The sequence below is a fragment of the Pseudomonas sp. GL_091 genome, from assembly GCF_057837725.1.
In genome coordinates, this window is sequence record NZ_CM174451.1 from 2,217,480 (window position 1) to 2,230,160 (window position 12,681).

Below are 12,681 nucleotides of genomic sequence, written 5' to 3' on the forward strand. Positions count from 1 at the left end.
GGCTGAACGGGCTGGCTACTGACTACAGCAGAATTCAGGGTTGCGGCTTTTCCGGGGCGGTGAGGCCGGCCTGAATGCGCTGATAAATTTCTTCACGATGCACTGCAACGTCCTTCGGGGCGTTGATGCCGATCCTGACTTGCTGGCCGCTTACGCCCAGGATGGTGATCGTAATGTCATCACCAATGTTTATGCTTTCACCGACTTTGCGGGTGAGTATCAGCATGGTCTTCTCCTTGATTGCTTTGTGGGGCACCTGATTCGGACAGTGCAGAGGTCGGTGGTATGTATAGATTAGTGCGAAGTCTCACGGTTTGGGTGCCTCTTTCTGACGCGCAGATGCGGCATTAATTCCCAAGGCGTAACTATACAGAGGCCGCAACCATCATTCTCGTTGTTTTGAGTCCATTTTACGGCACTCGCGAAGTATTCATGGATGTTAAAATCTGCGCTTTAGGCATTTAGAGGGAAACGCCGTGCGCAAAATGGTTTTGGTCGTCGCGATATTGGCGCTGGCGGGATGTGGCGAGGGCAGCAGTGTGGATGCACCGAAGCCTAAACCGGCCATGGCTGCGGTACCCGCGCCAGTGTCCGGCCCGCAATGGGATCTTGAAGTGCGAGGTGAAACCCCTCAAGCGGTCAGCGATCTGAGTGGCTGGCTGATCGAGCACAGTTTCATGTCCAGCGTCGTCAAGGAGAATGGCAATACCCGAATCCTGATGGGGCCGTTCAATTCGAAAGCCGAAGCCGAAGCCAGGCAGGATGAAGTCCGCGCCGCGCTCACTCGCTCGAAGAAACAGAACATCGAATTGCTGGTGCTTGAGCGTCCGGCCGCTCAATAACGTTCTGTAGCGCAGACGTTGAAGAAACAAAAAAGGCCTCGGGTGTTTAGCCCCAAGGCCTTTTTTGTATCAGTGTCTGGATTCAACCGCAGGCCTTCATGTCTACCGGGCCGACGAACTCGTTGCCGCGTCCCATGACGCACCCCACGCTCTGGTTGCGTTGGCGCTCCCAGGCCTGTACTGGATAGGTTTTGTCCCAGGCTTCATACAGTTGCCGATCCTGTTTCGACAGGCGCAAGCCATATTGCTTGCTCATGTAGAAGTAGGTCCTGGCGATCATGCCGCGAATGGAAGGGCGGGGCATGACTTTCTTGGCCTTGAAGTCGACCTGGGTCAGGCAGGATCCATATTGTCCCGACTGCTCGGGCAGCCAGCCGAAACTGAAGTTGCTGCGATCGCCATTGACCTCGCCAATGCTGGGCACCAGGTTGTGCAAGTCAGCCTCGGCCTTCTGGTAAACCGGGTCGTAGCGGGTGCAGTTCTTACGGCCGCCCTGTTGCCAGCACTGGCGTTGATGGCCGATTTGCCAGGCCGGAACAATATGCTCCCACTCGATGCGGGCTGCGCGTTTGGCATTTTTACGTGGCACATAACCGCAGGCAGCAAGGTTCACTCGGTTGCCGGTGTACTTGCAGCCACAGTAAAACTCGGTGGACTGGGGAGCGTAGAGCTTCCACGCCACCTTTTTCGCTTCGGTGAAGGTGCGCGGAGCGTCGGCTTGCGCGGCCACGACAAAAAACAGAAACAGCAAAGCAAACCAGCGGGCACTCATCGACTCAATCTTCCTTCGGCAAAACCCAGAAAATCTGCACGCCGCCATCGTCGCGATAGGCGAGGGTGACGTTGTCGTTTTCGTCGATTTCTTCCAGCAAGCGTTCCCATTCATCCACCGGCTCGTCAGGAAGGCGGAAGATCAGCGCTGCCCTGGCCTTTTGTGCGGTGGGAGAGTTGATGATTTTCTGAACGCGCAGGCCCATGCGTACATAGGTGTCAGGAGAGGAGGAGGTGGTGTCCACGGAATTATCCTTATTAAGCTGTACGTGCATACAGTATTTAACTGTAGGACATTTCGCAACTGCTTAAAAATCAAGAAAATCCTCTGACAGCGGTTTTTTCCATTTGGCGTAAGACGAAGGGAGTTTTTTTGTCAGATCCAGCGGCAGCCACTCGCCAAGGCTGGCGAATGGTGCACGGGGTGCCCGACCGGATCCGGTCGGGCGAGGGCGAATCAGTATTCCCAGAACATCCGTTGCAGCTCTTTGCTGTCGTTGGTTTTGGTCAGCGCGACCATCGCCAGGATCCGCGCCTTTTGCGGGTTCAGATCGTTGGCCACGACCCAGTCGTATTTATCGTCAGGCTGTTCGGCGTTGCGCAATACAAAGCCGCCAGCGTTGACATGGGAGGAGCGAATGATCTGCACGCCGTCCTTGCGCAAGGCTTGCAGGGTTGGGACTACCCGCGACGATACCGAGCCATTGCCGGTGCCAGCGTGGATGATGGCTTTGGCGCCGGATTGAACCAGGGCCTTGTAAGCGGTATCGCTGACGTTGCCGTAGGAATAGGCGATCTCGACGTCAGGCAGGCTCTTGATGGTCTTGATGTCGAACTCGGAATCCATGGTGTGACGCTTGGCTGGCAAGCGGAACCAGTAGGATTTGCCTTCTACTACCATGCCCAGCGGACCCCAGGCGCTTTTAAACGCTTCGGTCTTGATGTTGATCATTTTGCTGACGTCGCGACCCGACTGGATTTCATCGTTCATGGTCACCAGCACACCTTTGCCCCGCGCGTCTTTGCTGCTGGCCACGGCCACTGCGTTGTACAGGTTCAGCATGCCATCGGCGGACATCGCGGTGCCCGGGCGCATGGAGCCCACGACGATGATCGGCTTCTCGGTATTTTCCACCAGGTTCAGGAAGTACGCCGTTTCTTCCAGGGTGTCGGTGCCGTGGGTAATCACGATGCCATCGACGTCTTTGCTGTCGGCCAGTTCGGCTACGCGGCGACCCAGTTGCAACAGGTTTTCGTTGGTGATGCTTTCGGAGGCGATTTGCATGACCTGTTCACCGCGAACGTTAGCCAGTTGGCTCAGTTCTGGAACGCCGGCGATCAACTGTTCAATGCCGACTTTTGCCGCTTGATAGGTTGCGCTGTTGGCGGCGCTGGCGCCCGCGCCGGCAATGGTGCCGCCGGTGGCAAGGATTACCACATTGGCCAGTTTCTGTTGGGTTTCGGCTTCTTTGGCCTGAAGGGCGGTAGGCAGAAGCAGCAGGAGGGCCAAGGCGCCCGGAACAAAGGTCTTGAGTGCAGATGTCATTATTTTTCTCTTCTAGTTGTGAGACGGTGCAGATGCAAGTTCATCTAGATGCGCCCCGGGCGAATCTGAACGCCGAGGGTGCGAGAGGAAGAGCAGGATCTGTACCAGTAATACTCTGAATCGAAAAACACGCTTAAGTTAATGATTTGTAACGGTATTGCTGTTTGTGTCCGGGGCGGTTCCGGGGTCGGGGCGTCCGGAATGCCGAACATGTTTAACTTTTGCGTTCGGCTCTCCGAAACGGATCGCGGTCTTGTTTAAGATTTCAACGGGTCAAATCATCACTAACGACTAAAGAAGCACCCGCGTCGGTCGATGCTCCTTCAAGGGATCTTTTTCTGCAGGAGTTCACATGTCGTTATCTATTGGCTTCCCAAATGCCGCGGGCATCACCATCGGGGGAAAGGCTGCGACGACCATTCGTGCTTTAGGCGATGTGACAGCTGATGCGGCTGCTCAAACGCCGGGTGCAAAGGAAAGTGACGGCACCCAGGTCAAGACGGGCCCGGTAGGTCTGGGAGAAAGTGCCGGCGCACAGGCCGAATCGCAAACCAGCGACAACACCAGCGTTACGGTGAAGGTCCTGCTCAAGCGTCTGAAGGAGTTGCAGCAGCAATTGCGCGAGCAACAGCAGCAACTGGCGCAAACCCAGGCGGCGTCCTATCCGACTCCGCAAGCCAAGACCACCGCGGTAGCGGCCATTGAGGGGCAGGTTGCCGACACCAACGGCGCCATCCTGCAAGTGAGCGCGAGCCTGATCAAGGAGCTGGCCAAGGGTTCTGGCACGGGATCGGTGGTCAACACCACGGCATGAGCTGAATGCTGTTTTTCGCTAAACATCCGTGAAAGCACTTTTCCGGTCGTTGACAAATACCGGCAGGGTTCGCATAGTTTGGTTCACGCAAACGTTTGCGCGACGACAGTGATGACTTTTCATCGCGGTGGGTCGTGAAGCTTACGCCAGCGCAAGCGTTGCTCACAATAATCATAAGATCGGAGTGAACCCATGAAGCTGCCATTCGCTGGACGTCTTCTCGCTGTCGCTATGCTGGCTGCCGCATCCGCTGCATTGCCTGTCTCTTCGGCTTTTGCTGAAACCGCTGAAAAGCCGAAAGTCGCACTGGTCATGAAATCCCTGGCCAACGAGTTCTTCCTGACCATGGAAGACGGCGCCAAGGCCTACCAGAAAGATCACTCCGGCGAATTCGAGCTCATCTCCAACGGCATCAAGGATGAAACCGACACCGCAGGCCAGACGCGCATCGTCGAGCAAATGATCCTGGCCAAGGTCAACGCACTGGTGATCGCGCCGGCAGACTCCAAGGCCATGGTCCCGGTGATCAAGAAAGCCATCGATGCCGGTATCACCGTGATCAACATCGACAACCAGCTGGACCCCGCCGTGGTCAAAAGCAAAAACATCAATGTTCCGTTCGTAGGCCCGGACAACCGCAAGGGCGCACGGCTGGTGGGGGATTACCTGGCCAAACAGCTGAAGGCCGGTGACGAAGTCGGCATCGTCGAAGGTGTGTCCACCACCACCAATGCCCAGCAGCGGACCGCAGGTTTCAAGGATGCGATGGAGGCGGCGCAGATCAAGGTCGTGTCCCTGCAATCCGGCGACTGGGAGATCGACAAGGGCAACAAGGTAGCTGCATCGATTCTCAGCGAATACCCGCAAACCAAGGCCCTGTTGGCCGGCAACGACAGCATGGCGGTCGGTGCGGTGTCTGCGGTGCGCGCCGCAGGCAAGGCCGGCAAGGTGCAGGTGGTCGGCTACGACAATATCAATGCCATCCAGCCAATGCTCAAGGATGGTCGCGTGCTGGCCACCGCGGACCAGTTTGCGGCCAAACAGGCGGTGTTCGGCATCGAGACTGCATTGAAGATTCTCAAGGGCGAGCAGGTCGACGGCGGCGCCAATGGCGTGATCGAAACGCCGGTAGAGCTGGTCACCAAGTAGCCTTCTGGCGACGCAACGGCGCTCGTCCAGCCGGACGAGCGCATGGAGAGTTTTTATGTCAGTTTGCACTCCGAACGCTGTCCTCTCGGTCAGCGGTATCGGCAAGACCTACGCCCAACCGGTCCTGGCCGGCATCGACCTGACGCTCATGCGCGGGGAAGTGCTGGCGTTGACCGGCGAGAACGGTGCAGGCAAAAGCACGCTTTCGAAGATTATTGGCGGGCTGGTCACGCCGACCGCCGGCCAGATGCAGTTTCAGGGGCAGGACTATCGTCCGGGTAGTCGGGCTCAGGCTGAAGCGCTGGGTATCCGCATGGTCATGCAGGAGCTCAATCTGCTGCCGACCTTGTCGGTGGCGGAAAACCTGTTTCTCGACAACCTGCCCAGCAAAGGCGGCTGGATCAGTCGCAAGCAGTTGCGCAAGGCTGCCATCGAGGCCATGGCGCATGTCGGGCTCGACGCCATTGACCCGGATACTCTGGTCGGCGAACTGGGTATCGGCCACCAGCAAATGGTCGAGATCGCCCGCAACCTGATTGGCGATTGTCATGTGCTGATTCTCGACGAGCCGACCGCGATGCTCACTGCACGCGAAGTCGAAATGCTGTTCGAGCAGATCACCCGCCTGCAGGCGCGCGGCGTATCGATCATCTATATCTCCCATCGCCTCGAAGAACTTGCGCGAGTCGCGCAACGCATTGCCGTGCTGCGCGATGGCAACCTGGTTTGTGTCGAGCCGATGGCCAACTACAACAGCGAGCAACTGGTCACGCTGATGGTCGGTCGCGAGCTTGGCGAACACATCGATTTGGGGGCGCGCAAGATCGGCGCTCCGGCGTTGACGGTCAAGGGCCTGAGCCGTGCCGACAAGGTTCGCGACGTGTCGTTCGAAGTCCGTGCCGGAGAGATTTTCGGCATTTCCGGTTTGATCGGCGCGGGGCGCACCGAATTGCTGCGTCTGATCTTCGGTGCCGATATCGCCGACAGCGGCACGATTGCCCTGGGGGCGCCGGCGCAGGTCATCAATGTGCGTTCGCCGGTGGATGCGGTCGGGTATGGCATCGCGTTGATCACTGAAGATCGCAAGGGTGAAGGTCTTTTGTTGACGCAGTCGATCAGCGCCAATATCGCCTTGGGCAACATGCCCGGCATCTCCAGTGCGGGGTTTGTCGACAACGATGGCGAAAGCGCCCTGGCCCAGCGTCAGATCGACGCCATGCGCATTCGCAGTTCCGGTCCGGCACAGCTGGTGTCCGAGCTGTCCGGCGGCAATCAGCAGAAGGTCGTCATCGGCCGTTGGCTGGAGCGCGATTGCTCGGTGCTGCTGTTCGACGAGCCGACCCGCGGCATCGACGTCGGCGCCAAGTTCGATATCTACAACCTGCTCGGCGAGTTGACTCGCCAGGGCAAGGCGCTGGTGGTGGTTTCCAGCGACTTGCGCGAGCTGATGCTGATCTGCGACCGGATCGGTGTGCTGTCGGCAGGAAGCCTGATCGATACATTCGATCGCGACAGCTGGACCCAGGATGAGTTGCTCGCCGCTGCTTTCGCCGGCTACCAAAAACGTGATGCGCAGCTCTTTGAAGCCGCGCCTAGGGATCTTCCATGAAAACCGCTTCTTTCGCCGGCACACGCAGTGGCAACTTCTACGGCCTGGGCACCTATCTGGGCCTGGCGGGTGCCTTGTTGGCGATGATCGTGCTGTTCTCGGTGCTGAGCAGTCACTTCCTGTCCTACGATACTTTCAGCACCCTGGCCAACCAGATTCCGGACCTGATGGTGCTGGCGGTCGGCATGACCTTTGTGTTGATCATCGGAGGCATCGACCTGTCGGTAGGCTCGGTGCTGGCGCTGGCGGCCTCGACCGTGAGCGTGGCGATTCTTGGCTGGGGCTGGGGCGTGCTGCCGGCGGCGCTACTCGGCATGGCCGTCGCGGCGCTCGCCGGTACCATCACTGGCTCGATCACTGTGGCGTGGCGGATTCCGTCGTTCATCGTGTCCCTGGGCGTGCTGGAAATGGCTCGCGGGGTGGCGTACCAGATGACCGGTTCGCGTACGGCCTATATCGGCGATGCGTTCGCCTGGTTGTCCAATCCGATCGCCTTCGGCATTTCACCGTCGTTCATCATTGCGTTGCTGATCATTTTCATCGCCCAGGCCGTGTTGACCCGCACGGTGTTCGGTCGCTACCTGATCGGTATCGGCACCAACGAAGAGGCCGTGCGACTGGCGGGGATCAATCCGAAGCCTTACAAAATCCTGGTCTTCAGCCTGATGGGGTTGCTGGCCGGTATTGCCGCGTTGTTCCAGATTTCTCGCCTGGAAGCCGCCGACCCGAATGCTGGCTCCGGCCTTGAGTTGCAGGTGATCGCAGCCGTCGTGATCGGCGGGACCAGCCTGATGGGCGGGCGCGGTTCGGTGATCAGCACGTTTTTTGGCGTCCTGATTATTTCCGTGCTGGCCGCGGGGCTGGCGCAGATCGGGGCAACCGAGCCGACCAAACGCATCATTACCGGCGCGGTGATCGTGGTGGCGGTGGTGCTGGATACTTATCGCAGTCAACGCGCAAGCCGGCGGACCTGAGTCATGGCGACTATCAAAGATGTGGCAGCCCTTGCCGGCATTTCCTACACCACGGTGTCCCATGTGGTGAACAAGACCCGCCCGGTCAGTGAAGAAGTCCGGATCAAGGTCGAGGCGGCAATCCAGACCCTCGACTACGTCCCCAGCGCCGTGGCCCGTTCGCTCAAGGCCAAGACCACGGCGACCATCGGCCTGTTGGTGCCCAACAGCCTCAACCCGTATTTCGCCGAACTGGCCCGAGGTATCGAGGATTACTGCGAGCGAAACGGTTACTGCGTCATCCTGTGCAACTCCGACGACAATCCGGACAAGCAGCGCAGTTACCTGCGTGTGCTGCTGGAAAAACGCATCGACGGCCTGATTGTCGCCTCGGCCGGTGGCGACAGTGGCTTGGCACAAGGCCTGAAAGGCGTCCGCACACCCATGGTGATCGTCGACCGCGGACTGGACGGTGTCGATGCGGACCTGGTGCGCATAGACCATGAATACGGCGCGTATCTGGCGACCCGGCATCTGCTGGAGTTGGGACACCGGGATATCGCCACGATCAGCGGGCCGGAAAACACCAGTGTGGCGCAGATGCGTCTGGCGGGTTATCGCCGGGCCTTGGAGGAGGCGGGCGTCGAAGTCTCTCCCGGGCGCATGCTGGAAAGCGATTTCACCAGCACCGGCGGTTACAGCGCCGCCGCGATTTTGCTGGAAAGCAATCCGCCTAGCGCCATTTTTGCGGCCAACGACATGATCGGCATCGGCGTGCTACGGGCCGCCGCCGAGCGCAATATTCGCGTACCGAGCGAGTTGTCGGTGATCGGCTTCGACGATATCCAGATGAGTCGGTATGTCTACCCGTCGTTGACCACGGTCGGGCAATCGATCCTGCAGCTCGGCGAAATGGCCGCCGAAGTGCTTTTACGGCGAATCGCCACGCCGGGCCTGGCGACCGATCAGCGGATCGTGACGCCGAGTATCGTCATGCGCGAATCGACGGCGCCGCTGGCCGGCGTGTTTGCCCAATTCCGTTGAAACAAAAAGCCGTTGAAAACAGAGAGCCGTTGAAAACAGAAAGCCGCTGAACCCACAGCGCCGCCGAAACAGAATCGATGAGTAGCAATGTATGCCAGCAAAAGTAGTGGTAATAGGCAGTTTGAACATGGACCTGGTGACCCGGGCACCACGCTTGCCCAAGGGCGGTGAAACGCTGATTGGTCAGTCGTTTACCACCGTCTCCGGCGGCAAGGGCGCCAATCAGGCCGTGGCTGCGGCGCGGCTGGGAGCCCAGGTGTCGATGATCGGGTGCGTGGGCAGTGACGCTTATGGTGAGGCGTTGCGCGGGGCGCTGTTGGCCGAGCAGATCGATTGTCAGGCGGTCAGTACCGTTGAGGGTTCCAGCGGCGTGGCGTTGATTGTGGTCGATGACAGCAGTCAGAACACCATCGTGATCGTCCCCGGTGCCAACGGTGCATTGACCGCTGAAGCCATTGACCGTTTTGATTCGGTGATACGCGCGGCGGACGTGCTCATCTGTCAGCTGGAAGTGCCCGATGCTTCTGTTGGTCATGCGCTCAAGCGCGGCCGCGAGCTGGGCAAGACGGTCATCCTCAACCCGGCACCGGCCAGCCGTCCGCTGCCAGCGGACTGGTACGCGTCTATCGATTACCTGATTCCCAACGAAAGCGAAGCGTCGGCCCTGAGCGGTCTGTCGGTAGACTCCCTGGAAACCGCACAAGCCGCGGCGACCCGCCTGATTGCCCTGGGCGCCGGCAAGGTGATCATCACCCTCGGTGCGCAAGGTTCGCTGTTTGCCGATGGCCTACGCTTCGAACATTTCCCCGCGCCCGCGGTAAAGGCTGTCGATACCACGGCGGCCGGCGATACGTTCGTCGGCGGCTTCGCGGCGGCCTTGGCCGCGGGTAACGATGAGGCGCAGGCGATCCGCTTCGGACAGGTGGCCGCGGCGCTGTCGGTCACCCGTGCCGGCGCGCAACCGTCGATTCCCGCCTTGAGCGATGTACAGGCGTTTAAAATCCCATGAAAAAGACACCCCTGCTCAACATTGCGCTGTCACGGCTGATCGCTTCATTGGGGCATGGCGACAGGGTCGTCATCGGGGATGCGGGGCTGCCGGTTCCACCGGGCGTTGAATTGATCGACCTGGCCTTGACCCATGGCATTCCGGATTTTGTCAGCACCTTGAAGGTCGTGCTCAGCGAGATGCAGGTCGAAAGCCATGTGCTGGCTCAGGAAATCTTCGATAAAAAGCCGTCGGCCCTGGTCGCGCTGGAGGAGCTGAACGGTGACGGCGCGTTGGGTCGGCGTGAGGTGCTCACCCATGAACAATTCAAGGTCCTGAGCCGACAAGCGAGGGCGATAGTTCGTACAGGCGAGTGCCAGCCGTACTGCAACATTGTGCTGGTCGCCGGCGTTACGTTTTGACTGGCTGTCCGCGTTTTGATGTCCCCGGCACAAGGAGTGCGCCCCGTATCGCTATGCTCAGAAACTGCACCCACTGCTCCGGAGCCTGCTGCTTTTGTCCCTGATTACCGCAACCAACGCCCAGGCGGCACCAAAGATCGACTTGATCATCGACACCGATCCGGGGGCTGACGACGTCGTTGCCCTGTTGTTCGCCCTGGCATCGCCGGACGAGCTGAATGTCCGCGCATTGACCACCGTTGCGGGCAACGTTCGCCTGGACAAGACCTCGCGCAATGCGCGACTGGCCCGGGAGTGGGCGGGGCGCGAAGAGGTTCCGGTCTATGCGGGGGCGCCCAAGCCCCTGATGCGCACACCCATCTACGCCGAGGACATTCATGGCAAGGAAGGGTTGTCGGGCATTGCCGTGCATGAGCCCAGGCAAGGCCTGGCCAAGGGCAGCGCCATCACCTACCTGATTGATACCCTGAAATCGGCCAGGCCTCACAGCATTACCATCGCCATGCTAGGCCCACAGACCAACCTGGCCATGGCGCTGATCCAGGAGCCGGGTATCGTTCAGGGCATCAAGGAAGTGGTGGTCATGGGCGGCGCGCACTTCAACGGCGGCAACATCACACCGGTGGCCGAGTTCAACCTGTTCGCCGACCCGCAAGCGGCCGAAGTGGTGCTCAACAGTGGCGTGAAGCTGACCTACCTGCCGCTGGATGTGACCCACAAGATCCTTACCAGCGAAGCGCGCCTGAACCAGATTGCCGCGTTGAACAACAACGCCAGCCGTCTGGTGGGCGACATTCTCAATGAATACATCAAAGGCGACATGGAACACTACGGCATTGCGGGCGGCCCGGTGCATGACGCCACGGTTGTCGCTTACCTGCTCAAGCCGCAGTTGTTCAGCGGTCGCTCGGTCAACGTGGTGGTCGACAGCCGCGAAGGACCGACCTTTGGACAAACCATCGTCGACTGGTATGACGGCTTGAAAGCGCCAAAGAACGCCTTTTGGGTTGAAAGCGGTGATGCCCAGGGCTTCTTCGATCTGCTGACCGAGCGCCTGGCCCGCCTGAAATAAGCATCATCTCCCGCAGGTGGTTTCACTCCTTCGCGCTAACCGCTTAGGTCTTTTGGTCCGAAAGATGTTTCTCGAAGATCTGCTCGATGAACGATTGGGCGGCTTCGGTTCCAAGGTCCCTGACCAGCAGGTCGATACCGATAATGGCGAGCTCTTCCGTGCTGCTTGGGCTGTAGGAGCTGTGGCCGTCTTGCCACTTGGCCTTGATGTCAGCGTCGATGCTTACGGTGGTCATGATGGCGCTCGTGAGGTCGGGGAAGTCTGAGTGCCGAGTTAACCATTTTGCGGGGCTTTTGACACGTCGACTTAGGCATGAAAGGAGGGCTGTGCGACACTTGGCCTCTGACGAATATTCAAGGAACGCGCTGTGCAGATCGATTTGAACTCCCCGGATGGCCTGACCCTTGAGGCGGTGCGTCAGTTGCTGGCCGGCGCCAGCGACGATGAGCACACCCAGTTGCGGGTCACCAAAGGAGGCATTGCCTACATCTCCTCGGGTGTCGTGGGCGGCACCGATATCGACGGGTTGTTGTTTCGTCTTGAAACCTGGGCCAAGGGCTCAGGCTACGTCGGGCGGGTCGCGGCCAGCGATGAAGTCTGGGTCATGCAAATCTTCAATGCCTTGAAAGAGAACTGGCCCAATCCGCCTTTCGACTATATCGACATCTATTGAACGTTTTTCATATTCAGTCACGATTCAATGATTAAGGGGAGGGCGGCGCTCAGGCAGAATCGCGGCTCGTCCGGATCATGGGCAGGGTGCTAGGGGGCGTTCTCAATTAGTTTCCCCACCGCGTTGTCGCCTTAAAGCTGGCCAGGCAAGGCGTAGGCCGCTGGGAATGGTTGTTCCCTTTCCAAGGCCTGCAACGCAGCATGGCCAGCTTTAAGGCACAACCCGAAGGGCCGGGCCTGCTGTTGTGCAGGGCTGTGTTGCTCGAAGCTGATTTGGAATGACCAAACTGCGCTTCTCACGCCTTGCCCTGCACAACAGCAGACCCGGCGCGGTAGGGAAACTAATTGAGAACGCCCCCTAGTGCTCCCTGTGAAACCAAACGCCAGTCTGGTTGTCGCACGATCTCAGCTTAATCATTGAATAAGGAGGCTTCATGCCTTGGAAGCTCGCGTCATTGGGTACTTTGTTGGCCGTTGCCATGCTGGCCGGTTGCAGCACTACCTCTACGGAGCCGGCAACAACGGATGTTGCGACGACTGACACGGGTCACAGTCGCTGTGAGGCAAAGGCTGCCGAGTTCACCATCGGTAAACAGGCATCGCCGCAGCTGCTTGAGCAGGCGCGTACCCGCGCAGGGGCGCAAAGTGCACGGTTCCTGCTGCCAACCGATATGGTGACGCTGGAGTACCGTTCCGATCGCCTGAACCTGAACACCGATGCCAGCCGGGTAGTGACCCGCGTCAACTGCGGCTGATCGCCCGGCTTTTGTTTCAGCCATAAAAAACCCCGTCACATGGA

Annotated in this window: 16 protein-coding genes; 11 read left to right on the forward strand and 5 right to left on the reverse strand. The window is 59.2% G+C overall.

The window, feature by feature from the left end; translation table 11 throughout:
• Nucleotides 1–34: 34 nt before the first annotated feature.
• The gene (gene csrA / locus AC3ITY_RS10230) at nt 35–226 is read right to left on the reverse strand and encodes a carbon storage regulator CsrA (protein WP_053161267.1); all 192 of its coding nucleotides are present in this window, start codon (nt 224–226) and stop codon (nt 35–37) included.
• A gap of 250 nt (nt 227–476) precedes the next feature.
• Here csrA and AC3ITY_RS10235 point away from each other — a divergent pair, with 250 nt between their 5' ends.
• Nucleotides 477–842, forward strand: a complete 366-nt coding sequence (locus AC3ITY_RS10235; RefSeq protein ID WP_223454333.1) for an SPOR domain-containing protein — start codon at nt 477–479, stop codon at nt 840–842.
• Between the two features lie 82 nt (nt 843–924).
• On the opposite strand, the gene AC3ITY_RS10240 is transcribed toward AC3ITY_RS10235, so the two are convergent.
• The 3 genes from AC3ITY_RS10240 to AC3ITY_RS10250 form a co-directional block, all read right to left on the reverse strand.
• Nucleotides 925–1,614 (reverse strand): endonuclease, encoded by a 690-nt coding sequence (locus AC3ITY_RS10240; protein WP_489308805.1) that lies wholly within the window; start codon nt 1,612–1,614, stop codon nt 925–927.
• Between the two features lie 4 nt (nt 1,615–1,618).
• Complete coding sequence (locus AC3ITY_RS10245; RefSeq protein ID WP_150727134.1) at nt 1,619–1,888, reverse strand: DUF1654 domain-containing protein; 270 nt, start codon at nt 1,886–1,888, stop codon at nt 1,619–1,621.
• Between the two features lie 182 nt (nt 1,889–2,070).
• Nucleotides 2,071–3,159, reverse strand: coding sequence for an asparaginase (locus AC3ITY_RS10250; protein ID WP_489308807.1), 1,089 nt, complete (start codon nt 3,157–3,159; stop codon nt 2,071–2,073).
• 352 nt (nt 3,160–3,511) lie between these two features.
• On the opposite strand from AC3ITY_RS10250, the gene AC3ITY_RS10255 reads away from it, so the two are divergent.
• The 8 genes from AC3ITY_RS10255 to AC3ITY_RS10290 all read left to right on the forward strand — a co-directional run bounded on the left by AC3ITY_RS10255 (nt 3,512) and on the right by AC3ITY_RS10290 (nt 11,210).
• The gene (locus AC3ITY_RS10255) at nt 3,512–3,973 is read left to right on the forward strand and encodes a hypothetical protein (protein WP_223454341.1); all 462 of its coding nucleotides are present in this window, start codon (nt 3,512–3,514) and stop codon (nt 3,971–3,973) included.
• A gap of 192 nt (nt 3,974–4,165) precedes the next feature.
• Nucleotides 4,166–5,122 carry a sugar ABC transporter substrate-binding protein gene (locus tag AC3ITY_RS10260; protein WP_223454342.1) on the forward strand — a complete coding sequence of 319 codons (957 nt, stop codon included), beginning with the start codon at nt 4,166–4,168 and terminating at the stop codon, nt 5,120–5,122.
• A 55-nt stretch (nt 5,123–5,177) separates the two neighbouring features.
• Complete coding sequence (locus tag AC3ITY_RS10265) at nt 5,178–6,731, forward strand: sugar ABC transporter ATP-binding protein (RefSeq protein ID WP_223454344.1); 1,554 nt, start codon at nt 5,178–5,180, stop codon at nt 6,729–6,731.
• Nucleotides 6,728–7,705 carry an ABC transporter permease gene (locus AC3ITY_RS10270; RefSeq protein ID WP_150752675.1) on the forward strand — a complete coding sequence of 326 codons (978 nt, stop codon included), beginning with the start codon at nt 6,728–6,730 and terminating at the stop codon, nt 7,703–7,705. The genes AC3ITY_RS10265 and AC3ITY_RS10270 overlap by 4 nt, the downstream gene beginning before the upstream one ends.
• Before the next feature lie 3 nt (nt 7,706–7,708).
• Nucleotides 7,709–8,728: a LacI family DNA-binding transcriptional regulator gene (locus AC3ITY_RS10275; RefSeq protein ID WP_489308811.1), complete on the forward strand. Its 1,020-nt coding sequence runs from the start codon at nt 7,709–7,711 to the stop codon at nt 8,726–8,728.
• A gap of 91 nt (nt 8,729–8,819) precedes the next feature.
• The gene (rbsK, locus tag AC3ITY_RS10280; protein WP_489308813.1) at nt 8,820–9,737 is read left to right on the forward strand and encodes a ribokinase; all 918 of its coding nucleotides are present in this window, start codon (nt 8,820–8,822) and stop codon (nt 9,735–9,737) included.
• Nucleotides 9,734–10,138: a D-ribose pyranase gene (gene rbsD / locus AC3ITY_RS10285; protein ID WP_223454350.1), complete on the forward strand. Its 405-nt coding sequence runs from the start codon at nt 9,734–9,736 to the stop codon at nt 10,136–10,138. The genes rbsK and rbsD overlap by 4 nt, the downstream gene beginning before the upstream one ends.
• A gap of 94 nt (nt 10,139–10,232) precedes the next feature.
• Nucleotides 10,233–11,210: a nucleoside hydrolase gene (locus tag AC3ITY_RS10290; protein WP_223454352.1), complete on the forward strand. Its 978-nt coding sequence runs from the start codon at nt 10,233–10,235 to the stop codon at nt 11,208–11,210.
• Nucleotides 11,211–11,253: 43 nt separating this feature from the next.
• Here AC3ITY_RS10290 and AC3ITY_RS10295 read toward each other — a convergent pair whose 3' ends face one another.
• On the reverse strand, nt 11,254–11,445 hold the full coding sequence (locus AC3ITY_RS10295; RefSeq protein WP_046041585.1) for a hypothetical protein: 192 nt from the start codon (nt 11,443–11,445) through the stop codon (nt 11,254–11,256).
• 132 nt (nt 11,446–11,577) lie between these two features.
• Between AC3ITY_RS10295 and AC3ITY_RS10300 the strand changes: the two genes are divergently transcribed.
• Nucleotides 11,578–11,883, forward strand: coding sequence for a hypothetical protein (locus AC3ITY_RS10300; RefSeq protein WP_150727144.1), 306 nt, complete (start codon nt 11,578–11,580; stop codon nt 11,881–11,883).
• A 433-nt stretch (nt 11,884–12,316) separates the two neighbouring features.
• Entirely contained in the window at nt 12,317–12,637 is a 321-nt protein-coding gene (locus AC3ITY_RS10305) for an I78 family peptidase inhibitor (RefSeq protein WP_223454354.1), read from the forward strand.
• Nucleotides 12,638–12,681 lie beyond the last annotated feature (44 nt).